Here is a 22,703-nt window from a genome sequence, read left to right as displayed (position 1 = left end):
ACCATGCTGACCGTCAAGGACGTCGATCTCTATTACGGCGCCGCGCAGGCCCTGCGCGGCATCTCCATCGGCGCGGCGAAAGGGGAGATAACCTGTGTCCTCGGTCGCAACGGCGTCGGCAAGACCTCGCTGATGCGCGCCATCGTCGGACAACAGGCGGTGCGCGGCGGCACCATCAGTCTAGACGGCGTCGACCTCAAGGGCGCCGCGCCCTACCGGCGCGCGCGCGCCGGCATCGGTTTCGTGCCGCAGGGCCGCGAAATCTTCCCGCTCCTGACTGTGAAGGAAAACCTGCAGACGGGGTTCGCGCCCGTACGCCGCGCGGAACGCACCGTGCCGGACCATGTCTTCGAGCTGTTCCCGGTGCTCAAGACCATGCTCGGGCGGCGTGGCGGCGATCTGTCCGGTGGCCAGCAGCAGCAGCTCGCCATCGGCCGCGCCCTCGTCACGCGCCCGCAACTCCTCGTCCTCGACGAGCCGACCGAGGGCATCCAGCCCTCGATCATCAAGGATATCGGCCGCGCCATACGCTATCTTCGAGACGAGGCCGGGCTCGCGATCCTCCTTGTCGAGCAGTATCTCGACTTCTGCCGCGAGCTCGCGGACCGGGTCTATGTGATGGACCGTGGGCGTATCGTCTTCGAGGGCGTGGGCGCGGATCTCGACCGCGAGGACGTGCGTCGGCACCTGACGGTCTGATCAGAACCCTCTCGGCTCACACAAAAAAGGCCGGCGGGTCGCCCCGCCGGCTCTTTCGTTCGATCGTCGAAGGCGCCGTTACTGTGGCAGGGCGTAGGCGATGACCGAATCGCCACGCTTGGTGCCGAGCGAGCCATGGCCGCCGGCCACCACCACCACGTACTGGCGGCCGTCAGCACCGGTGTAGCTCATTGGCGTCGCCTGTCCGCCGGCCGGCAGGCGATCGCGCCAGATCTCCTCCCCGGTCGTCACGTCGTAGGCGCGCACGTAGTAGTCGATCGTGCCCGAGAGGAAGGCGACGCCGCTCTCGGTCATCAGCGGCCCGCCAAGGCTCGGCACCCCCATTCGGAAGGGCAGAGGCAGAGGCGAGGCATCGCGCACCGTGCCGTTCTTGTGCATCCACACGATCTCGCCCGTCGTCAGGTCGGCCGCCGCGACATAGCCCCAGGGCGGCGACTGGCAAGGCAGGCCCAGGACGGACGTGAAGGGACCCATCTCCGCAGCGTAGGGCGCACCGAAATTCTCGTTCAGGGCCGGCAGCGCGCCCTGCGGCGGCTGGTCGTTGACGACGAGGTCGGTCTCGTTGTCGCGCGGGATGAGCTTCGACGTGAAGGCAAGATACGCCGGCGTCGTGAAGGCGATCTGACGCACCGGATCGACGGCCACCGAGCCCCAGTTGAAGACGCCGAAATTGCCCGGATAGATGAGAGAGCCCATCTCGGAAGGCGGCGTGAAGCGACCCTCATAATAGTAGGAATGGAAGGCGATGCGGCAGGCGAGCTGATCGATCAGCGTCGCGCCCCACATGTCCTTCTCGCGAAGGGCGGGCGGGTCGAAGGAGAGCGCCGAAACCGGCTGCGTCGGCGCGGTAAAGTCGCCGCGTGCGGCGCCCTGCGGCGCTGGTGTTTCCGTGACCGGGAGGATCGGCTCCCCGGTACGACGGTCGAGGACGTAGATTTCGCCCTGCTTGGTCGGCTGGACCAGCGCTGGAACACTTTCGCCCCCAATCGTAAGGTCCACCAGCGTCGGCTGCGAAGGGACGTCGTAGTCCCAGAGGTCATGATGAACGGTCTGGAAGTTCCAGTTGACCGTGCCGTCGGCAAGGTTCAGAGCCACGACCGAAGAGGAGAAACGCTCCACATTCTCCGAGCGATTGCCGCCCCACTGGTCCGGCGGCTGGTTGCCGAGAGGCACATAGACAAGACCGAGGTCCTCGTCCGCGGAAGAGATCGACCAGGAGTTGGGCGAGTTCGGCGTGTAGGTCTGCCCCGGAGCAAGCGGCGCCGTATCGTCCGGGTTACCCGAATCCCAGTTCCATACAAGCGCGCCGGTGTCGACGTCGAAGGCTCGGATAACGCCCGAAGGCTCCGTCGTCGATACATTGTCGAGAACCGTACCGCCGACGATCACGAGATTTGCCGTTACCACCACGGGCGAGGTCGAGTAGTAGGAGCCCACGTTGACGTAGGGCATGTTGGCCCAGAGGTCGATCTGCCCGTCGCCACCGCCGAAATCGGCGCAGACCGAACCGTCATCCGGGTTGAGCGCGATCAGCCGGCCGTCGGCCGTCGGCATGAAGAGCTTGCCGTTGGTGCAGCTCGGCGTCGTGCGCTGGGCGCTCTGCGCGGCCTGCGGCAGGTTCGCGACCGGCTGCTCCGGCGTGCCGGTGGCCTGATCGGCAGCCGAGAGCGCGGTGAAGGAAGCGCTCTGATCACGGCCGGCCTGCACGATGCCTTCTTGTGGGGGCTGGGTCCCCTCTGCCGTCTCTTCCTCCGAGAAGGTAGAGGGTGTGGCTCCCTCACCGCTCGCTTCCGCCATACCCTGCGTCATCATCGAGCCGGCAGGCTGGACGGTGGTGGGCTCGGCCTCGGCAGCCGGTGCCGGCGCAGCTTCGGGAGCCGGCGTAGTTGGGGCAGCCGCAGGCTGTCCTTCAGGCGTGGCAGCCGGTGCGGGCGGCGCGGCCGGAGCCTCAGCCGGGGCGGCGGCGGCCGCAGCATCCGCCAGCGCAACGGGCTGCGTCGTGCGCTCGATGCCCGGCGCCTGGTAGGAGAGGCCGCGGCAGGTCAGGTGCTGCAATGCCAGCTCGCCGCGGATCTGCGGATCATAGCGCCAGATCTCCTTGCCGCTCACCGCATCGAGCGCGATGACGCTCTGGTGCGGCGTGCAGAGATACAGACGGTCGCCGATCTTGAGGGGCGTCGCCTGGAAGGTCGTCTCCTCCGGGTCGCCGGGGCGCGAGATGTCGCCGGTGTTGTACTCCCAGGCGACTTCGAGACCGGAGACGTTGTCGGGCGTGATCTGCGTCAGCGGCGCATAGCGCTGCGCGTCCGAGGTGCGGCCATAGGCGTGCCACTCGCCCTCCGGCACGCCGCGCTCGTTCGGCGCGGCGCCGCCGGCGCTACGCACCTCGCCCTCGATGCGGTGAAGATCGGTGAACCAGCTCACCGCCGCGACGGCTACGGCCAGAAGCAGTGAGACGGTCAGAGCAAGGCCTGTCCCGCTCGTCGCGGTCGGGTGGACGCGGCGATGGTCCATCGCATCCGCGACCGAGGCGACGCCGAGCCGGCGGGTGATGAATGGCAGAAGCAGAAGCGCGCCGAGAACGATGATCAGACCGCCACGCGCGGCGAGGGGCCACCAGTCGAAGCCCACTTCCCACAGCGCCCAGATGAGCGTCCCGACGACGAAGAGAGCGTAAAGGGCGAGCGCTGCCGGGCGGCGCTGGATGAGCAGCGCGCCCGTGCCGATGAAGGCGATGCCGGCCACGATGTAGTAAGGGGAGCCACCGACGCTCGTCAGCCAGATGCCGCCGCCACCGATCAGAAGGCCGAGGATCGCGAAGATCACCCCGACGACCGCCGTCGTCTTGCTCATACCGTGTGCGTGCATACGCCCCGCTCCAATCGCCCACATGCTCGTCAGCGCAGGAAATATCCTTCGCCCACCCCTCATCAAGGCCGCGCGGCGGGCATTCCAAGCTTTTTCGCATCGCATCATGCCCAACGCCGCTTGCGCCTCACCCTTCGCAGTGGCACTCGCGGCGGAAGGTCACCGTCGCGGTAGGAGGCGGGCCACCCCGCCAGATCGCTCCGACGAGCCCGCTTCATGAGCCTGCCCCTTCTCCTCGCTTTTCTAGGGTTGATCGCCTTCGGCGCCTATGTGCAGACCGTCACGGGCTTCGCCTTCGGGCTGATTGTGATGGGCGGCGTCGGCCTCAGCGGCGCGGTGCCGCTGCCGGACGCGGCCGTCGTCGTCTCGCTCCTCGTCCTCGTGAACGCGGCGCAGATCCTGTGGCGCAACTGGCGTTCCGCCTTCAATCGCGAGCTGTGGCTGGTTCTGGCCTCCTCGCTGCCGACGCTGATCGCGAGCTACGCCCTTCTCGAATGGCTCGCGGCGGACAACCTCGATCTCCTGCGCATCGCGCTCGGCGCGGTCATCCTCTTCGCCGCCGTTCAGCTCGTCCTGCCCGGAGCGGCTCTGGCGCAGCGCTCCGGCGACGGGTCTTTCGTGCTGGCGGGCGTGGCCGGCGGTATCCTGAGCGGCCTCTTCGCGACGTCCGGGCCGCCGCTCGTCTATCACATGTACCGCCAGCCCTTTCCCATCCAGCGCATCCGCGAGACGCTGGTCGCCATCTTCGCCGTCAACTCGGTGTTCCGCGTCGGCGTCGTCACGACATCGGGCAATCTGTCCTCGAGCGTGCTCTGGCTGGCGGCGCTCGCCCTGCCCTCGGTCGCGGGGGCGACATGGTTCGCGAGGCGGTGGCCGCCTTCGCTGTCGCCGCGCACCATGCGCCGTCTCGTCTTCCTGCTGCTGGCGCTCTCCGGGCTGTCGCTGGCCCTGCCGGCGCTCGTGAAGCTGGTCTAGAGAAGTTCGAAGACGTGGTGCTCCACGCGCCCGTCGAACATCGTCAGAAGCTCGCCCGTCACGGCTCGGCTCTCGAAACGCACCGGTGCCGCGAGCGCGACGTCCACCGCCGCACGGTCGTCGAACACCATCGAGAGGCTGAGCGGCACGGGGTCGACGCCCGCATCGCGCTCGAGCTCGAACTGCACGCGCACGTCGCGCACATTGGGGAATTCGCACCAGAGCGGCGTCAGCCGCTCCTCGACGAAGCGGCGGAAGTCGGCCTCGCGGCCGGCATGGATGCGGCCCCGGAAAAAGGCCTGCCGAACGATCATTGTCGTATCTCGATGTCTTGCGGGCGAGCCCAGCGTCAGTGGGTGATCTGCCCGAGGAAAGCGCGCGTGCGCTCCTCGCGCGGATTGTCGAAGAAGTTCACCGGATCGTTCACCTCGACGATCTCACCCTTGTCCATGAAGATCACACGGTCGGCGACCTTGCGCGCGAAGCCCATCTCGTGGGTCACGCACATCATGGTCATGCCCTCGTTGGCGAGGTCGATCATGGTGTCGAGAACCTCCTTGACCATCTCGGGGTCGAGCGCCGAGGTCGGCTCGTCGAAGAGCATGATCTTGGGGTTCATGCACAGAGCGCGGGCGATCGCGACGCGCTGCTGCTGACCGCCGGAAAGCTGGGCGGGATACTTGTCGGCCTGCTCGGGAATGCGAACGCGGGCAAGATATTTGCGCGCGGTTTCCTGCGCCTGCGCCTTCGAGACCCCGCGCACCTTCATCGGCGCCAGCGTGCAGTTCTCCAGCACTGTCATGTGCGGGAAGAGGTTGAACTGCTGGAACACCATGCCGACGTCGCGCCGCACGGCGTCGACCTCTTTCGGTCCCGCCGTCAGCTCGATGCCGTCGACCACGATCCTGCCCTTCTGCACGGGCTCCAGCTGGTTGATGCAGCGGATCAGCGTCGACTTACCGGAACCGGACGGCCCGCACAGGACGATCTTCTCGCCCCGGCGCACCGTCAGGTCGATGGATTTCAGGGCATGGAAGTCGCCGTAATACTTGTCGACGCCTTCCATCAGGACGGCCGGGGAGTCCGACATCGCGGCCTGCTTCGGATCGCTCATGGGTCGGGCTCCCCCTTCTCGTCGTCTTACTGCTGCGTCTCGGCCAGGAAGTCCGGCAGCGGCGACTGCAGCCACTTCTCGTGGATCTCGTTGAGCTGTCCGTCTTCCTTCACGCGGTTCAGGAAGTCGTTGATCTCGGCGAGGAAGGCGTCGGAGCCCTTGCGCACCGCGATGCCCTGGCTCTGCTGGCTGAGCGCGAACTTGGTGTCGAAGCGGCCGGGCGCGGCTCCCTCGATCTGGGCGATGACGACGTTGGAGGCGCCCATCAGCGGCACTTGGCCGGAGAGCAGCGCCTGCACCGCGCTCGCATCGTCGTCGAAGCGCTGGATGTTGGCGTCGGCAGGGGCCACAGCGGTGATCGCGCCGTCCTGGGTGGACGCGCGCGCCACGCCGATGCTCTGGCCCGCAAGTCCGGCGGCGTCGGTGATCGCGAGGCTCTGGTCGCCGTAGACGAAGATCTCGATGCCGGCATAAGGCTGCGAGAAATCGACCTGCTCGGCGCGCTCGGGCGTGATCCCGAGCGAGGCGACGAGAACGTCGACCTGGCCGGACTGGAGATAGGGGATGCGGTTCGGGCCGGTCACGGGAACGATGTTCAGCTCGACGCCGAGGTCTTCGGCGAGAAGCTTCGCGACGTCGGCGTCGTAGCCGTCCGGCTGGCCGTTGAGGTCGAGGATGCCGAAGGGCGGGAAGTCGACGAGCATGCCGACATTGATGGTGCCGCGCGACTGGATCTCCTCCACCGTCTGCGCGCTTGCCGGCGTCATGGCGGCCACGATCATCGCGGCGCCGGCGACGAAGCCGAATGTCTTCGAAAGAACGGTCATGCAATTCCTCCCGGGGGTTGTTGGCCGGTGCGGCCGGGCGTTCAGCGTTGCGAGGCGGCGGCGAAGCGTCGTTCCATGCGGCCGGCCAGGATCGAGAGCGGCCAGCACAGGACGAAGTAGAGAAGCGCCACCAGCCCGAACACCTTGAACGGATCGAAAGTGGCGTTGTTCACGATCTGCCCGGCGCGCGTCAGTTCCACGAAGCCGATGATCGACGCGAGCGAGGTGCCCTTGATGAGCTGCACCAGGAAGCCGACGGTGGGCGCGACGGCGATGCGGGCCGCCTGCGGCAGGACGATCGACTTCATCCGGTCGAAATAGGACAGACCGAGCGCGTGCGCGGCTTCCGACTGGCCTTGCGGCACCGCCTGGATGCAGCCGCGCCAGATTTCGCCGAGGAAGGCCGAGGCATGCAGCGTCAGCGCCAGCGACGCCGCCACCCACGGGTTCACGCCATAGCCGAAGATGTTCAGCCCGAAGAACACGAGGAAGAGCTGCATCAGGAGCGGCGTGCCCTGGAACACCCGGATGAAGCCGAGCGCGAGACCCGACAGGATGCGGTTCGCCGAAACGCGCGCGAGCGCCGTCAGGAGCCCGCCCACCGCGCCGCCCGCGAAGGCGATCGCCGAGAGCGCCAGTGTCCACTGGATGGCGGTGAGGATGAACAGGACCTCGTTGGGGCCGAAGGGGCGGATCATGGCAGCGCTCCTATCGGCTCAGCGGGTAGTTGAAAGCGAGGCGCTGGATCAGGCTGAACAGCGCCGAGAAGCCGAGCGACAAGAGGAGATACATCGCGGTAATGACGAGATAGACCTCGAAGGCCGCGAAGGTGCGCGACTGGATGTCGTTGCCCGCCGCCGCCAGATCGTTGGCCGAGATCGCCGAGACGACGCTCGATGTCAGCATCAGGAAGATGAACTGGCTCGTCAGCGCCGGATAGACGGTGCGCAGCGCCGGCTTCATGATGATGTAGCGGAAGATCTGGTGACGCTTGAGGCCGAGCGCGAAACCCGCCTCCACCTGCCCCTTTGCGATGGATTCGATGCCCGCGCGGATGATCTCCGTGGCATAGGCCCCGACATTGACGACGAGCGCGACGAGGGCGGCGACGTTCGGCGTCATTCGCAGGCCAAAGACGGGCAGCGCGAAGTAGATGAAGAAGATCTGGATGAGAAAGGGCGTGTTTCGGATCAACTCGACATAGGCGTCGATCAACCAGCGCAGCGGCGCCGGACCGGCCGTCTTGCCAGCCGCGCACAGGACAGCGACGACGAGCCCGAGCAGCATCGCGCCGAACGAGAGCTGCACCGTCACCCACGCGCCCTGAAGAAGGTGGTCGAAATTCGCGAAGACCGGCGCGAAATTAAACTGGTACACGCCTTCCTCCTCCTCCGACGTCGGGCCGGCACTATGCCCCGTCGAACGCCGCCCCTCCAGGCCGCCAACCTCCGAAAGAGACTGTTAGATCGATCTACCGCGATGTTCTTCCTGACGTCAAGCCACGTCGGGTGCCGGTCCGCAGGACGGGCGCGCGACGAAGTAGCTCGGCTCGATACGCCTTTCGATCGCCGCGCGGGGATCGTGTAGGCGGCGCAGGAGAAGCTCCGCGGCGTGCCCTCCGACGCGGAAGGGCTGGGTCGCGTGCGAAGCAAGACCCGGCACGACGAGATCGCATTCGGCGGTGTTGTCGATACCCACCAGCGAGACGTCGACCCCGATCCGCACGCCAAGGTCGACGAGACCGCGGTGCAGGCCGAGCGCGACGACGTCGTTGAAGCACAGGATGGCGCTCGGCGGGTTCTCACGGCGCATCAGAACGGGGGCCAGCGAGCGCCCATCGGCATGCGAGAGCGGCAGATGCAGAATCAGATCGTCTTCAAGGTCGGCCTCTGCCATGGCTGCCCGAAATCCAGCCAGACGGTCCGCATGAGCGGAATGGTCGAGAATGCCGGACACGAAGGCGATGCGACGGTGGCCGAGCGCGGCGAGCAGGCGCGTCGCGTCACGCGCGAGAGCCGCGAAATCGACACCGGCATAGTCGCTCCGCGTGCCGGGCACCTCGCGCAGGAGCTGCACCAGCGGCATGCCCTGGCGTTCCAGATCCTCGACCAGCCCCGGCGCGGTGCCGGCCGCCGGGCACACAATGAGCCCGTCGACGCCATGTTCGCGCATCCGCGTGACGAAGAGCGCCTGACGGCTCACATCCTCGTTGCAGTTGGCGAGGAAGACCGACAGATGCGCCGACTCCACCCGGTCCTCCACCCCCGCCAGCAGCGTGGCGAAGAACGGGTTGGTGAGGTTCGGTAGAAGCACGCCGATCGTGTGGCTGCGCGAGGCGCGAAGCCGCGCCGCCCCGCGGTTGTAGACGTAGCCGAGCGCGGCCATCGAGGCCTCGACCCGCTCGCGCGTGCCGGCCGAGATCGCGCCGCTGCCGCGCAGGACGAGAGACGCCGTCGCCCGCGAGACGCCGGCGTGGCGCGCAACATCGAGAAGAGTTGGCACCTTGCGGGCCAGAACCGGATCGTCCGTCACGTGAGCCTGCCCCTCTCCCGACATTCGCACCGCGCGGCAAATCGCCTAGAAGCCGATCGCGCAGCCGTCCTTGCGCTGGTCAGAGCCGCCGGCCAGAACGCCGTTCTCGCGGTCGATCCAGATGGCCTGGCCGCCGCCGAGCGGCGAGGGCCGGGGTGCGATCTTGTGACCGCGCGCCGCAAGGTCTGCGATCGTCACCTCGCCGAGCGTCGGCTCCACCTCGAGGACGCCGCCGAAGGCGAAGGAGCGCGGCGCGTCGAGCGCGCCTTGCACGTCCTGCCCGCGATCGATGACGCCGGAGAGGAACGCCGCATGGCCCGCCGCCTGATAGTGGCCGCCCATCACGCCGAAGGGCGAGATCGTCTGCCCGTCCTTGGCCAGCATGCCGGGAATGATCGTGTGCATCGGCCGCTTGCCGCCAGCGATGGCGTTGGGGTGCCCTTCGGCCAGCCGGAACGAGGCGCCGCGATTGTGCAGCAGGATGCCGGTGTCCGGCGCCATCAGCGTCGACCCGAACGGGTTGAAGATCGAGTTGATGAAGGAGATGGCGTTGCCCTCGCCGTCCACGACACAGAGATAGATCGTGTCCTTGTGCTCGGGCTCGGTCCACAGTCGCGGCTTCGCCGCGCGGAGCATGTCGACGCGCGCAGCGAGCGTATGGCGCGCTTCATCGGACAGAAGCCGTTCCACTTCGTCCGCGGTGAAGCGCGGATCGCCGATCAGGACGTCGCGGTGATGGTAGGCCAGCTTGGTCGCCTCGGCGTGCAGATGCGCGCGGTCGGCTGGACAGGTGTCAGGGCCGAGATCGAAAGCCGAGAGCGTGTTGAGGATCATCAGTGCCGCGACGCCCTGGCCGTTCGGCGGACACTCGTAGACGTCGTAGCCGCGATAGGCGAGCCGGATCGGCGTCTCGTAGGTCGCGCCGTCCACCGCATCGGCGAAATCGTCGAGCGTGTGGAGGCCGCCGAGGCTGCGCAGGAACGCGACCATGCGCTCGGCCGTCTGGCCGGTATAGAAGGCGCCCGCTCCCTCGCGCGCGATCTCGCGCAGGCGCGCGCCCAGCAGCGGCTGGCGATGGCGCTCGCCGAAGGCCGGCATCGTCCCGTCGCTTTTGAGGAACACGGCTGCAGCCGCCGGCGAAGCCGAAACCGCGTCGCGCTCGGCTGCCCAGTCCTGCGCGACGCGCGCGGCCACCGGATAGCCGTTCTCGGCGTAGGAGATCGCATCGCGGAACAGGCGCTCGAAGGGCAGCTTGCCGTGATCGCGGTGGAGCTTCGCCCAGGCCGCGATCGCGCCCGGCACGGTGACGGCGTGAGGGCTGGCGCGCGGGATCGTCTCGCCGAGCCCAGCGCCGTAGAGCGCATCGATGCTCGCGGCCGCCGGCGCTCGCCCGCTGCCGTTGAGCGCGATGATCTCACCGCCCGCCGGCGCGTAGAGGGCGAAGCAGTCGCCGCCGATCCCCGTCATATGCGCCTCGACGACGCAAAGCGTGGCGCAGGCGCCGATCGCCGCGTCCACCGCGTTGCCGCCGCCCCGCAGGATCGAAAGACCCGCAGCGCTCGCCAGCGGATGCGAGGTCGCCACCATCGCCTCGGGAGCGAGGACGGGCGCGCGGCCGGGCTGGAAGAAGTCGTGCATGGGCGGTGGAGGCTCCCTACGGCATCGGCCCGAAGACAGGCGACTGTCTTCGCAAAGGCGGATGCGAAAATCAAAATCCAGCGGCCGCGAGGCGGCGCGCGTCACCATAAGCCCTGCGCGCCGGTTTCAAAGCCCGGACCGCGAAATCCGTTGCCCTTTTGCCCAGCCTTGGGGGACAAGGGGAAAACGATAGCTGGAAGGAAACACGATGACGGCGATGGAAAACGGATCGGTGACGTCCTGGCTGGAGAGCCGGCAGGGCGAGATGAAGACCCTCCTCGCCGATCTCGTGAACATCGATTCCGGCTCGCACGACAAAAGCGGCGTGGATGCGGTGGGGGCCCGCTTCGCGGCCTTCTTCGCCGGGCACGGCATCCCCGTCTCCTATACGCGCGCGCCGGAGGCCGGCGACATCCAGCATATCGGCAGCCAGGGAGACGGCGTCTTCCTCCTCACGGGCCACCGCGACACGGTGTTCCCGGCGGGAGAAGCGGCAAGGCGCCCCTTCAGAATCGACGGCACGCGGGCCTACGGGCCGGGCGTCGCCGACATGAAGGCGGGGCTCGTCATGCACGCCTTCGTCCTCGCCGCCTTCGCGCGCCTGCGGCCCGAACTGCCCGTCGCCGCGCTGTTCACGGGCGACGAGGAGGTCGGCTCGCGATTCTCGCGCCCGCATATCGAGGCGGCCGCCCGCAAGGCACGCGCCGTCTTCAACGCAGAGCCCGGCCGGGCCAGCGGCAACATCGTCGGCCAGCGCAAGGGTGGTCTGTTCTTCCGCTTCGACACGTTCGGCAAGGCCGCGCATTCGGGCGCGAACATCACGGACGGCGCGAGCGCGATCGAGGCTCTGGCCCGCATCGTCCTCGACCTTCATGCGCTCAGCCGGCCGGACGAAGGCATCACCGTCAATGTCGGCCTCGTCTCGGGCGGCCAGTCGGCCAACACGGTCGCGCCCCGCGCGAGCGGCGACATCGACACGCGCTACGTCACGGTCGAGCAGCGCGGGACGATCCTCGCCGCCATCGAGGACATCATGCGCCGCCCCCATCTGCCCGGCACGCGCGCGACCTACGAGCTCAAAAGCGAATTCCTGCCGCTGCAGGATTCGGCGGGAAGCCGGGCGCTCGTCGCCGCCTATCTGGAGACGGCACGCGATACCGGCCTGTCGATCGAGGCCGAGTTCACCGGCGGCTGCGCCGATTCAGGCTTCATCTCGGCGGCAGGCGCGCCGGTCGTGTGCGGCGTCGGCCCGGTCGGCGGCAAGGCCCACACGGTCGAGGAGTATATCGAAGTGGACAGCCTTCTGGAGCGCGCGCTGATCGAGGCGCGCACCATCGAGCGTCTCGCCGCCCGCTAGAGCGCCGGGCGATGCCAGGGCTCGAGGACCTCGCGGGCGACGGCCCGGCCCTTTTCGGTCAGGCGGAGAAGTTCGCCGTCGCGGACCACGAGCCCCCGGTCGAGCCCGCGCAGGAGCACGCGCTCGGCCTTAGCGCCGTCCCAGTGCAGGTGAGCGCCAAGCGCCCCGACCGCGTTCTCCTGCCGCTCCCGCGGGCCACCTTCGTGGTTGAAGAGATGGACGGCCAGCGCCTGCGCCTCGTTCGCCAGCCGCCGCTCGTGCCGTGCGGCACGCCGTGCGAAGACCCCGTAGCGCGGCCCGAACAGGAAGGCCGCGACAAGGAACGCGCCGGTCATCAGCGCCATCATTCCGCCGATCGAGACATCCAGCCATAGCGCGAGGACGTAGCCCGAAACGCTCGACGCGACGGAGATGGCGGAGCCGATGACGAGCATCAGCCAGAGCCGGTCGGTCAACAGGTAAGCGGCGGACGGCGGCACGATCACGAAGGCGATGAAGAGGACGGCACCCACCGCATCGAAGGCGGCAACCGCCGTCGCGCTCGTCAGGCCGAGCAGCGCGTAGGACAGGAGCCCCGGCATCAGCCCGAGCGCCTTGGCAAGCGCGGGATCGAAGGTCGAGAGCTTCAGCTCCTTGTAGAGGAGCGTCACGAAGAGGACGTTGATCGCCGCCATCGCCCCGATGGTCAGGAGAGCCTGCGGCACCCGCGCCCCGAAAAGCTCCACCGTATCGAGCCAGACGAAGCCGATCTCACCGAGCAGCACGGTGTGCTCGTCGATGTGAATGTTGCGCGCGTAGATCGCGATCAGGATGACGCCGATCGAGAACAGCACCGGAAACACGAGGCCGATCGCCGCGTCGTCCTTCACGCGCTGCGTGCGGGCCAGGGCCTCGGTCAGGAACACCGTCAGGAGGCCCGTCGCCGCCGCGCCGACGATCTGCACGGGACCGGCCTGAGCGCCGGTCAGCAGCCAGACGACGACGATGCCGAAGACGATCGAATGGCTGATCGCGTCCGAGAGCATGGAATTGCCGCGCAGCACGAGGAACGTCCCGAGCATGGAGGCGGCGATGCCGACGAGCGCGCCCGTGGCGACGATGGCGAAGGTCGGGTCGTCGAGTAAGCCGGTGCCCATCACGCGCGATCCCCCTCGAATTCGGCGATGGCGCGCCGCGCCTCGGCAAGGCCCGCCGGCGTCAGCTCCCAGTGCGGTGTCACCTCCGGGGCATGGACGACGGCCCTGACGAGCCCGCGCCGCGCAAGTCCGGAGAGAACGCGCCGCGTCGCCAGCCCGTGATAGGAATTCACCGTCCCCTCCTCAGCCGGATAGGCGGGGTCGTCATGGCTGGCGGCAAGGCGATACAGCGTCGTCAGGACCTGCCGCCCGCGCAGTTGCCGGCTCTGGGCGCGCTGGCGCAGGAAGCTCCAGACGATGCCTCGACCGGGCGCGAGCATGATGGCGGCGAGGACGATGGTCGAGGCCGCGAGAACGATCAGCGGGCCCGTCGCAAGGCCGCGTCCGGTGGCGCTGAGGACGGCGCCGAAGACGCCCGACGCAATGCCGACCAGCGCCGCCGAAATCACCATCCCGCCGAGCGAGCGGCTCCATTGCCGGGCGGCGGCGGCCGGCGCGATCACCATCGCCGCCATCAGGATGACGCCCACCATCTGGAGCCCGACGACGACGGCGAGCGCGATCATCACCGTCAGCGCGACCTCCAGCGCCACCACCGGCAGGCCGAGCGTCGCCGCGAAGACCGGATCGAAGGTGACGAGCTTGAATTCCTTCCAGAGCGCGGCGACGAGCGCGAGCGCGCCGAGCGTCACGCCGCCCATGATCCAAAGGTCCGAGCGCAGGATCGCGGCGGCCTGCCCGAAGAGGAAGGATTCCAGCCCCCCTTGCGAGGCATTTCCGCCGGCTTGGATATGGGTGAGCAGCACGACGCCGGCCGCGAAGAAGACGCTGAGCGTGATGCCGAGCGCCGCGTCGGTCTTCAGGCGCGAACCGCGCGTCAGGACGAGGACCGCGAGCGCGGCCAAGGCGCCGCTCGCGAGCGCGCCGAGAAGCGTCGCGCCAAAGGAGCGCCCGCCCGCCAGGATGAAGCCGATGCAGATGCCGGGAAGCGCCGCGTGCGAAAGTGCGTCTCCCAGAAGGCTCTGGCGACGCAGCACCGCGAAGGTTCCGAGCACTCCGCTGATCGTGCCGAGAAACGCCGCGCCCAGCGCGACGTTGCGCACCGTGTAGTCGCTCAGGAGCTCAAGCATCGGGGGCGATGCCTTCACCGGTCGGCGCTTCCAGCAGAGCGATTTGCCCGCCATACGCCCTGCGAAGATTGTCCGCCGTGTAGACCTCACGCACCGGCCCCTGCGCGATCACCCGCACGTTCAGGAGCACCAGCCAGTCGAAATAGGAACGCACGGTCTGCAGGTCGTGATGGACCACGATCAGCGTCTTGCCCGCGTCCCGCAGCTTGTGGAGGATATCGACGATGGCGCGCTCGGTGGTCGCATCGACGCCGGCCATCGGTTCGTCGAGGAAATAGACGTCGGCATCCTGAACCAGCGCGCGCGCGAGAAAGACGCGCTGCTGCTGCCCGCCGGAAAGCTGGCTGATCTGCCGCCCCGCGAAATCCTGCATGCCGACGAGAGCCAGCGCCTCCATCGCCTTCTCGCGCTCGGCCCGGCCCGGCCGGAGCAGCCAGCCGAGATGGCCGTAAAGACCCATCGTGACGACGTCGAGAGCGTCGGTCGGAAAGTCCCAGTCGACGCTCGATCGCTGCGGCACGTAGCCGACGCGCTTGCGCTGCATGCGGTAGGGCCGCCCGTAGAGGCGGACATGTCCGGCGGTCGGCGTCACGAGACCGAGGACGGACTTGATGAGCGTCGACTTGCCCGCCCCGTTGGGGCCAACAATCGCCGCCATCACGCCCGGCGGAACATCGAGGTCGATGTCCCACAGAACCGGGCGCGCCTGGTAGCTGACGGTGAGGTCCTCGACGTGGAGCGCGAGTTCAGGGCGGTGCGGCGTCTCGCTCATCGCGCGGCCTCCCCGTCCACGATGCTCCACTGCGTCGCCCAGCCGGAAAGACCCTCCGGCAACGGCGGCACGGTGCCGCCGAGCGCGTCCACGATCGTCACCGTATTGGCGTGGATCATGCCGATATAGGTGCCGTCGGCCGTGCCGGCCGTCCCCATCGCATCGGAGAAGAGCTCGCCGCCGATCCGCACGCTCTGGCCGGCCTGCGCCGCTGCGTCCACCACCGCCTGCACCGTGCGTGGGTTGATGGTCGATTCCACGAAGATGGCGGGCACCCCGAGTTCGGCGACGCGCCGGGCCGTCGCGCGGATGTCGGCGACACTCGCCTCGGCCTGCGTGCTGATGCCCTGGATGCCGGCGATGTCGATGCCGTAGGCCCGGCTGTAATAGCCGAAGGCGTCATGCGCGGTGACGAGCACGCGATGCTCTGCCGGAATGGTGGCGATTGCCTCGCGCACCCATCCGTCGAGAGCTTCGAGTTCGGCGACATAGGCTTCTGCGGCCGCCCGTGCGCCATCGGCGCAGTCCGGACGCTCGGCGGCGATCGCCTCGGCGATGGTCGGCGCGAGGCGAGACCACAGCGCGGCATCCATCCAGAGGTGCGGATCGACGCCGTAGGGCCCATCCTCGGTGATCAGTTCGTCGCGAGGGATCGATTCCTCCGAGACGGCATGCGTCGGGCGCACGCTCGCCAGCCGCTCCAGGACGTCGGCAAGCTGCCCTTCGAGGAAATAGCCCGAGTAGAAGACGATGTCCGCGTCACCGAGCGTGCCGACATCCCTTGCGCTGGCGCGATAGAGATGCGGGTCGACGCCCGGCCCCATCAGCGTCGTGACTTCGACGCAATCGCCGCCGACTGCCCACACGACGTCGCCGACCATGCCGACCGTCGCCACCGCGTTCAGAGGCGCCTCCTGTGCTTCAGCCCTCCATGGGGCGATGAAGACGAGGGACGCGAGGAGGCAGGCGCGAAGACGAGACATAGCAGAGCCGTTAGGTTGGAGGCTGATCTCATAAAATTAGCTTTTGCTATATTTTGCGGCGCACGCCCTCGCTGTCAAGCCTGGATCTTCGGCGAGGCGCGAAAACCTCGCCGGACGGTTCAGCCCTTGTCAGTCAGGAAGCGCTCGAAGGCCGCCAGCGTCTCGTCGCTGACATGATGCTCGATGCCCTCGGCATCGTGACGGGCCACGGCCTCGTCGACGCCGAGCGCCTTCAGGAAGGCCTCCACGAGTTGGTGGCGACGGCGCGCGGCCTCCGCCAGCGCCCGCCCCTCGTCGGTGAGGAACACGCCGCGATAGGGCCGTTGCGTGATCAGCCCTTCTTCGGCCAGCCGCTTGAGCATCTTGGCGACGGTCGGCTGAGCGACGCCGAGACGGCGCGCGATATCGACCTGCCGGGCCTCGCCGTCCGTGTCGGTGATGTCGGCGATCAGTTCCAGATAGTCTTCCACCAGCTCCGTGCGGCGCGCGTCGCGCGCCTTCTGGAAGCCTTCCGCGTGGCTCTGCGCATCGACGAGGGCCGCGCCGGATGGGGTGGTTTCATGTCGTTCGGTCATCGGCAAGGGACGGTGCGGGCTCCGGTCTGCGGCGGCTGGATCGCCTCCATATCACAAGATGCGCGCCCGCGTCCCTCGCGCAGAGAAGCCCTTACGCCTGCGCCCTCACCGCCTCGATGCTCTCCATGCCTCCGACCGTGTCCGCGAGCGCCTCCCAGACGGGTCGCGCCCCCGCGACCCAGGCGTCCCGTTCCTCGGGCTCGAAAACCTGTGCGCCGCCGCCGGCGGCCTGTTCCATCGAGCGCGCCTCGTCGGCGACGATCGCCTCGTCGAAGAAGCGTGCGCCTTCCGCCGAGGCCTCTTCCAGAACATCCTGTTCCTCCGCCGTCAGGCCGCTCCAGAAGGCCGCGGAATAGTAGACGACGCCCGACGCCCAGATGTGGGCGGTCTCGGTCAGGCAGGGCACCACCTCGTAGAGGCGGAAGCCGGCATAGGCGCTCTTCGTCAGGTCCATCGCGTCGACGACGCCGGTCGAGAGCGCGTTGTAGGTCTCCGGGATCGGGATCGCGGTCGGCTGCGCGCCGTAGCCGCTCCAGAGCTGCGTGTGCAGCGGGCTCTGAATGACGCGGATGCGCAGGCCGCGAAGCTCCTCCGGGCGCGTCACCGGGGTCTTCGTCAAGAGATGGCGTGCGCCGTAATTAATGAAGGCGGGCGCGACGAAGTCCTGTGCGGCGAGGCGTTCGCGAAGCTCGGTGCCCGTCTCGCCTTGCGTCACGCGGGCGAGGTGCTCCGCGCCGTCGAACAGGAAGGGCAAATCGAGGAGTTGCGCCTCCGGCACCCAGGAGGAAAGCGCCGACACGGTGGAAAGGCTCGCCTGGACCGAGCCGAGGCGCACACCCTCGGCCACCTCGCGCTCGCCGCCGAGGACGGCGTTGGCGGCGACGCGGAAGGCGAAGCGGCCGGGCAGCCGTTCCTCGACGATCTCGCCGATGCGCCGCCAGATCAGCGTCTCCGGCTTGTCCTCGCCGAGAAGCGAGGCGACGGTGACCGGCTGCGGCGCGGCGCGGGCCGGGCGGATGATCGCCGGTGCGGCGAGCGCACCGATGGCGAACGCCGAGAAGGTTCTGCGGGTGATCGTCATGTCGAGTTCTCCCTTGTTGTCACGATGCGGCGATGGCCACCGCCAGCGAGAGCGCGGCCAGCGCGATGATAAGCGCCGCGATGAGCGGCAGTGCGGAGACGAAGACGCGCGCCGGCGAGACGCCCGAAAGCCGTGCCGAGACGTAGACGAGTATGCCGACGGGCGGCGTCAGCCCGCCGATCATCAGATTGACGACGAGGATCACGCCGAAGGCGACGGGATCGATGCCCGCCGCCACCGCGACGGGCATGAGGAGCGGGGCCATGAGGAGGATCGCGGCGCCGATGTCCAGAACCATCCCGGCGGCGAGGAGCATCAGGTTCGCCCCGAGCAGGACCGTGAGCGGTCCGCCGATCCCGCTGAGCGCGGAGGCGACGAGCCCCGGCAGGTCGTCCACCGCGAGGAGGAAGGTCAGCGGCGCGGCCGCCCCGATCAGAAGCCCGACGGACGCCGCCTCCCGTCCCGCCTGCGCGAAGGTCGCAGTAATGTCCCGCACGCCGCCGTGCTTCAGCGCGAAGGCGACGACGAGCGCGTAGAGGGCAGCGAGAGCAGCGGCCTCCGTCGTCGTCACGAAGCCGAAGCGGATGCCGAGGACGATGACGATCGCCAGTCCCAGCACCGGCAGCGCCCGCATGAAGGCGGCGCGTCGGGCGCCGGGCCCTGCGCGATCGAGACCCGGCACCCCGCGCGAGACGAGGTGCAGCGTCACGCCCAGGACGATCGCGAGGAAGAGGCCCGCCGCGAGCCCGCCGGCGAACAGCGCGCCGACCGAAAGGTTGGTCGCCACGGCCAGGATCAGGAAGGCGATCGAGGGCGGCACGATGTTCGGCAGGATCGCGGTCGCGGCCACGATCGCCCCGGCGCGCTCCGGCGCATAGCCGCTCTTCACGAGGCCCGGCGCCAGGACCTTGGCGCCGAAGGCCGCGTCGGCGATCGACGATCCGGACAGTCCGGAGAAGAGGAGGTTGGTGCCGAGGACGGTCTGCGCCATGCCGCCGCGCCAGTGGCCGACGAAGCTGCGCGCCAGTGCCACCAGTCGTTCTGCGAGCCCACCTGCCGTCATCAGGCTGCCAGCGAGAAGGAAGAACGGGATCGCGAGGAGAAGGAAGCGGCCGATGCCCGAGACGGCGTTCTGCACGATCGCGCTCTCCGGCAGCATCGCGCCGAAGGGGATCGCAAGCGAGGCACCGGCGACGACGGCATGCGGCAGCGGCGCGCCGGCGAGGAGGGCTGCGAAGGCGAAGCCGCCCGCCGCGACGCTCGGATGCGCCAGCATCCCGGCCACGCCGAAACTCGCGAAGGCGTGGAGCGCGATGCCGATGGCGAGCGCGGCGAGCCCGTCCACCAGCCGGCCCTCGCCGGCTGAACGCAGGAGCATCAGGACCAGCGCTCCGCTCGCCCCGAGGACGACGGGCGCGAACCGCCAGCTTTCCGGCACGCCGAGGACGGGAGACACGCCGCCGATCGCCCCCATGACGCCCACCGCACCGAACAGGAGGACGAGACAGGCCTGGACGACGATGCCTTCCGAGACGATCGCGAGAAGGCGCCGGCCGCTCTCGCCCACGACGGACGGCAGAAGGTCGAGGCGCATCGCCAACGCGCCGGCCGAGACGAGCGGCAACGCGCCGAAGACCAGCGCGACATGCAGCCAGAGCGCCAGTTCGTCGGCGCCGTAGAGCGAGGCGCCGCCGAGATAGCGCGCGCCGGTCGCGGCCGCGACGACGGCGAGAAGCAGCGCAAGGACGACGCCCGCGGCCACCGAGAACGCCGCTTCAAGCGCATCGGCCCAATGCCGCGCCGCTCCCTGTCTTTTCGCGACCGCCTCGCTCATCCCTGCCCGACCGGCCACCAGCGGTGAAAGTGGTGGACCGGGCCGCGCCCGGAGCCGATCGTCAGTTCGTCGGCATGGGCGAGCGCGCGCGTGAGATAATCCTTCGCCGCCGAGACGGCGTCCTGCAGCGTATCGCCCTTGGCGAGTTGCGCCGCGATGGCGGCCGAAAGCGTGCAGCCGGTGCCATGGTCATGGCGGGTGGCGACGCGCTGTGCCGAAAGCCTGTGCATCGTCTCTCCGTCGAACAGGAGGTCGACGCTTTCCGCGCCCGTCAGATGCCCGCCCTTGACGAGGACGGCACGCGCTCCGGCCTTCATCATCGCCTCGGCCTGCCGTGCCATCGCCGTCTCGTCCTGCGCCATCGGCAGGCCGGAGAGGAGCGCCGCCTCGGGCAGGTTCGGCGTCACCAGCGCGGCGAGCGGCACGAGGCCCTCCCGAAGGGCCGCGACGGCGTCCTCGGCGAGCAGGCGGTCACCGGCCGTCGCCACCATCACCGGGTCGAGGACGACCGGCTGGCGGACGGAGGTGAGACGCCCAGCAATCGTCTCGATCACCGGCGCGCTCGCCGCCATGCCGATCTTGATAGCGCCGACCGCAAGATCGTTCATCACGGCGTCGATCTGCGCGCCAACGATCTTCGGCGAGAGCACCTCGACATCGGTGACGCCATGCGTGTTCTGCGCGGTGATGGCCGTAAGGACGCTCGCGCCGAAGACGCCAAGGGCCGAGAAGGTTTTGATGTCGGCCTGGATGCCGGCGCCGCCGCCCGAGTCCGAGCCGGCAATGGTCAGTGCGATGGGGGTCGTCATGTGTTCGACCTCGATTTCAGGGCACCGTCCACCGCGTCGCGGAAGGCCGCGGCCGCCGCCTCCGGGTTGCCGGAGCGGAAGATCGCCGAGATCGCCGCCACGCCGTCCGCGCCCGCTTCGATCACGGGGCGGATGCGTGAAAGATCGACGCCCGCGATGGCACCGACGGGCAGCATCGGCCGCGTCGCGCGGATCAGCCGGCGCAGCGCACGGAGCCCGTCGAGCCCGACCGGCGGGTCCGGGTTGTCCTTCGACAGCGTCTGGAAGACCCCGCCGATGCACGCGTAGTCGATCGGCGCGCCGCAAGCCACGCGCGCCTCCTCTTCGTTCTTCACCGTCGCGCCGATGATCCCGCCACGCCCGAGGAGGCTGCGCGCGCTCGCCGCCTCCATGTCGTCGCGGCCGAGATGCACCCCGTCCGCACCGGCCGCGAGCGCGACGTCCACGCGGTCGTTGACGACGAAGGGCACGCCGGTGCCGGCGAGCGCCACGCGGATCGAGCGCGCCGTCTCCACCATCGCGCGCGTCGAGCCCTCCTTGTCTCGATACTGGATCAGCGTTGCCCCGCCCCTGGCCGCCGCCCGCGCCAGCGCGGCGAGATCGGCGCCCGGCAGCGAGCCGGCATCCACGATGGCGTTCAGCCGATAGTCGACGTCAGGCATCGCGTGCCCTCCCCCGTTCCTCGAGGTCGGCGGGGCCGACAAGATGGATGGCGTCGAGGAGAGCTGCCGCGAAGGAGCCGGCCCCCTTCGTCTCCTCGGCGGCGACCTCGGCGCAGACCCCGAGGAACAGGAGCGCGGAAGCTGACGCTTCCAGACGGTCCCGTCCGACGGCGAGAAAGCTCGCGACGAGCGCGCCGGCGAGGCATCCCGTTCCAGTGACGCGCGCCATCATCGCGTGACCGTTCTCGACATCGACGCCGCGCCCGCCGACGCGCAGCGCGTCGATCGCGCCGGTGCGCACCGCCACCGTGCCGGCCGGCGCCGTGCCGATCACCGCCATCTCGGCGGCATTGCCGCGCACCACGGCCGGGCCGCGCGCCAGAAGGGCCTGCGCGTAAGAGAGGCGAAGCGGCGAGAGGTCGCAATGGACCGGATCGAGCGTCCAGGGCCGGCTCGTCGCCTCGAAGGCGTCGAGCGCGATGTCGATCGCGTCGCGGCGCGCGGGATCAAGCGTGCCGAGATTGACGAGAAGCGCATCGGCGCTCACAGCGAAGTCGGCCACCTCGTCGAGGCTCTGCGTCATCGAGGGCACCGCGCCGAGCGCGGAGAGCCCGTCGGCCGTGAACTTCTGCACAACCGAGTTCGTCAGGCAGTGGACGCGCGGACGTCTCTCGCGCAAGGCCGTCAGGAGCGCGCCGGCCCGGATCGGAAGATCGATCATCGCAGCTCCACCGCGATCTCCCCGACCGCCGGCGCCGTGTCGAGAAGCCCCGCGTCCTCGAGGAACTGGCCGAAGCGCTCGTAGCGGCGCGTGTCCAGCGCGCCCGGTCGCTTGGCGAGGCGCGGCAGCGTGTCGGTGAAGGCCTGCCGGTTCAGCTCGTCGTCGAGATCCGGATAGGCGCTAGCGTAGGCTTCCCACGCCTCCTGCGGATGGTTGGTCAGATAAAGCGTCGCCTTCTCCACCGCGTCGAGGAAGCGCGGCAGGCGGGGATCGTTGATGAGGTCGTCGCGCGTCACGTAGATCAGTTCGTCATAGGGCGGCACGCCGTTCTCTTCAGGAAAGAAGCCGCGCCCCTCCCCTCCCGCGAGGCGGATCTGCGTCATCTCGAAATTGCGGTAGGCGCCGGCCACCGCATCCACCTGTCCCGACAGGAGCGAGGTCGAGAGCGCGAAATTGACGTTGATGAACTCGATGTCGTCGGGCTCCAGCCCCTGCGAGGCGAGCATGGTGCTCACCATCACCTCCTCGAAGCCCGAGACGGAATAGCCGATGCGTTTGCCGCGCAGGTCCGCCAGCGTCTCGACCGGCCCGTCTGCGCGCACCATGATCATGTTGAGCGGCGTCTCCACCAGCGTGCCGAAGCGCTTCAGCGGCAGCCCGGCAGCGTGATCGAGATAGAGCGTCGTCTGGTAATGGATCGCCATGTCGGCCTGGCCCGCCGCCAGGAGGCGCGGCGGCGCAGACGGGTCGGACGGCGCGATCAGCGAGACGTCGAGCCCAGCCTCTTCGAAATAGCCGAGTTCCTCGGCGATCACGAGCGGCGCGTGGTCGGGGTTCACGAACCATTCCAGGAGCACCGTCAGCGAGGCCGGCTCGGGAGCGGCCGGCTCCTGCGCACGCGCGGGCGCGGCGACGAGGCCGGCGAGCGCGCCGGCGACGAGGAGGAGGCGGTTCAGCGACATGATCGAG

At 68.9% G+C, this 22,703-nt stretch carries 22 protein-coding genes; 3 read left to right on the top strand and 19 right to left on the bottom strand.

The features are described from left to right. The first annotated feature begins 3 nt into the window (after positions 1-3). Positions 4-699, top strand: a complete 696-nt coding sequence (gene urtE / locus H1343_RS03625) for an urea ABC transporter ATP-binding subunit UrtE (RefSeq protein ID WP_185984598.1) — start codon at positions 4-6, stop codon at positions 697-699. A 78-nt stretch (positions 700-777) separates the two neighbouring features. On the opposite strand, the gene H1343_RS03620 is transcribed toward urtE, so the two are convergent. Then, on the bottom strand, positions 778-3,573 hold the full coding sequence (locus H1343_RS03620; protein WP_185984597.1) for an outer membrane protein assembly factor BamB family protein: 2,796 nt from the start codon (positions 3,571-3,573) through the stop codon (positions 778-780). 231 nt (positions 3,574-3,804) lie between these two features. On the opposite strand from H1343_RS03620, the gene H1343_RS03615 reads away from it, so the two are divergent. Next, positions 3,805-4,563, top strand: coding sequence for a sulfite exporter TauE/SafE family protein (locus H1343_RS03615; protein ID WP_185984596.1), 759 nt, complete (start codon positions 3,805-3,807; stop codon positions 4,561-4,563). On the opposite strand, the gene H1343_RS03610 is transcribed toward H1343_RS03615, so the two are convergent. From H1343_RS03610 to H1343_RS03580, 7 genes are all read right to left on the bottom strand, one after another. Beyond that, positions 4,560-4,877, bottom strand: coding sequence for a hypothetical protein (locus H1343_RS03610; RefSeq protein ID WP_185984595.1), 318 nt, complete (start codon positions 4,875-4,877; stop codon positions 4,560-4,562). The two genes, H1343_RS03615 and H1343_RS03610, sit on opposite strands and share 4 nt — an antisense overlap. A gap of 35 nt (positions 4,878-4,912) precedes the next feature. Next, complete coding sequence (locus tag H1343_RS03605; RefSeq protein ID WP_185985459.1) at positions 4,913-5,653, bottom strand: amino acid ABC transporter ATP-binding protein; 741 nt, start codon at positions 5,651-5,653, stop codon at positions 4,913-4,915. Between the two features lie 50 nt (positions 5,654-5,703). After that, a complete protein-coding gene (locus tag H1343_RS03600; RefSeq protein ID WP_425484650.1) occupies positions 5,704-6,459 on the bottom strand; it encodes a transporter substrate-binding domain-containing protein in 756 nt (251 codons plus the stop codon). A gap of 86 nt (positions 6,460-6,545) precedes the next feature. Next, positions 6,546-7,202: an amino acid ABC transporter permease gene (locus H1343_RS03595; protein WP_185984593.1), complete on the bottom strand. Its 657-nt coding sequence runs from the start codon at positions 7,200-7,202 to the stop codon at positions 6,546-6,548. A 10-nt stretch (positions 7,203-7,212) separates the two neighbouring features. Continuing rightward, positions 7,213-7,881, bottom strand: coding sequence for an amino acid ABC transporter permease (locus H1343_RS03590; protein ID WP_185984592.1), 669 nt, complete (start codon positions 7,879-7,881; stop codon positions 7,213-7,215). Between the two features lie 117 nt (positions 7,882-7,998). After that, positions 7,999-9,036, bottom strand: a complete 1,038-nt coding sequence (locus H1343_RS03585; protein ID WP_210270072.1) for a LacI family DNA-binding transcriptional regulator — start codon at positions 9,034-9,036, stop codon at positions 7,999-8,001. Positions 9,037-9,081: 45 nt separating this feature from the next. After that, complete coding sequence (locus H1343_RS03580; protein WP_185984590.1) at positions 9,082-10,674, bottom strand: gamma-glutamyltransferase family protein; 1,593 nt, start codon at positions 10,672-10,674, stop codon at positions 9,082-9,084. A 217-nt stretch (positions 10,675-10,891) separates the two neighbouring features. Between H1343_RS03580 and H1343_RS03575 the strand changes: the two genes are divergently transcribed. Beyond that, positions 10,892-12,031, top strand: a complete 1,140-nt coding sequence (locus H1343_RS03575; RefSeq protein ID WP_425484649.1) for a M20 family metallopeptidase — start codon at positions 10,892-10,894, stop codon at positions 12,029-12,031. Here H1343_RS03575 and H1343_RS03570 read toward each other — a convergent pair. From H1343_RS03570 to H1343_RS03520, 11 genes are all read right to left on the bottom strand, one after another. Next, positions 12,028-13,167, bottom strand: a complete 1,140-nt coding sequence (locus H1343_RS03570; protein ID WP_185984588.1) for a metal ABC transporter permease — start codon at positions 13,165-13,167, stop codon at positions 12,028-12,030. The genes H1343_RS03575 and H1343_RS03570 overlap by 4 nt on opposite strands. Then, on the bottom strand, positions 13,167-14,297 hold the full coding sequence (locus tag H1343_RS03565) for a metal ABC transporter permease (RefSeq protein WP_185984587.1): 1,131 nt from the start codon (positions 14,295-14,297) through the stop codon (positions 13,167-13,169). The genes H1343_RS03570 and H1343_RS03565 overlap by 1 nt, the downstream gene beginning before the upstream one ends. Beyond that, positions 14,290-15,069 (bottom strand): metal ABC transporter ATP-binding protein, encoded by a 780-nt coding sequence (locus tag H1343_RS03560; RefSeq protein ID WP_185984586.1) that lies wholly within the window; start codon positions 15,067-15,069, stop codon positions 14,290-14,292. Before H1343_RS03560 ends, H1343_RS03565 begins: the two co-directional genes overlap by 8 nt. Then, positions 15,066-16,052 carry a metal ABC transporter solute-binding protein, Zn/Mn family gene (locus H1343_RS03555; protein WP_185984585.1) on the bottom strand — a complete coding sequence of 329 codons (987 nt, stop codon included), beginning with the start codon at positions 16,050-16,052 and terminating at the stop codon, positions 15,066-15,068. The genes H1343_RS03560 and H1343_RS03555 overlap by 4 nt, the downstream gene beginning before the upstream one ends. 119 nt (positions 16,053-16,171) lie before the next feature. Beyond that, positions 16,172-16,627 (bottom strand): manganese-binding transcriptional regulator MntR, encoded by a 456-nt coding sequence (mntR, locus tag H1343_RS03550; RefSeq protein WP_185984584.1) that lies wholly within the window; start codon positions 16,625-16,627, stop codon positions 16,172-16,174. 91 nt (positions 16,628-16,718) lie between these two features. Continuing rightward, positions 16,719-17,708, bottom strand: a complete 990-nt coding sequence (locus H1343_RS03545) for a TRAP transporter substrate-binding protein (RefSeq protein ID WP_185984583.1) — start codon at positions 17,706-17,708, stop codon at positions 16,719-16,721. A 19-nt stretch (positions 17,709-17,727) separates the two neighbouring features. Further along, positions 17,728-19,542: a TRAP transporter large permease gene (locus H1343_RS03540; protein ID WP_185984582.1), complete on the bottom strand. Its 1,815-nt coding sequence runs from the start codon at positions 19,540-19,542 to the stop codon at positions 17,728-17,730. Further along, entirely contained in the window at positions 19,539-20,351 is an 813-nt protein-coding gene (gene thiD / locus H1343_RS03535) for a bifunctional hydroxymethylpyrimidine kinase/phosphomethylpyrimidine kinase (RefSeq protein ID WP_185984581.1), read from the bottom strand. The genes H1343_RS03540 and thiD overlap by 4 nt, the downstream gene beginning before the upstream one ends. Next, complete coding sequence (thiE, locus tag H1343_RS03530; RefSeq protein ID WP_185984580.1) at positions 20,348-21,013, bottom strand: thiamine phosphate synthase; 666 nt, start codon at positions 21,011-21,013, stop codon at positions 20,348-20,350. The genes thiD and thiE overlap by 4 nt, the downstream gene beginning before the upstream one ends. Next, positions 21,006-21,734, bottom strand: a complete 729-nt coding sequence (locus tag H1343_RS03525) for a hydroxyethylthiazole kinase (protein WP_185984579.1) — start codon at positions 21,732-21,734, stop codon at positions 21,006-21,008. Before H1343_RS03525 ends, thiE begins: the two co-directional genes overlap by 8 nt. Then, positions 21,731-22,696, bottom strand: coding sequence for an ABC transporter substrate-binding protein (locus H1343_RS03520; protein WP_185984578.1), 966 nt, complete (start codon positions 22,694-22,696; stop codon positions 21,731-21,733). Before H1343_RS03520 ends, H1343_RS03525 begins: the two co-directional genes overlap by 4 nt. Between the last annotated feature and the right edge of the window lie 7 nt (positions 22,697-22,703).

The organism is Aureimonas mangrovi, from assembly GCF_014058705.1.
GTDB lineage: Bacteria > Pseudomonadota > Alphaproteobacteria > Rhizobiales > Rhizobiaceae > Aureimonas > Aureimonas mangrovi.
This window is presented reverse-complemented; position numbering and strand designations above follow the sequence as displayed.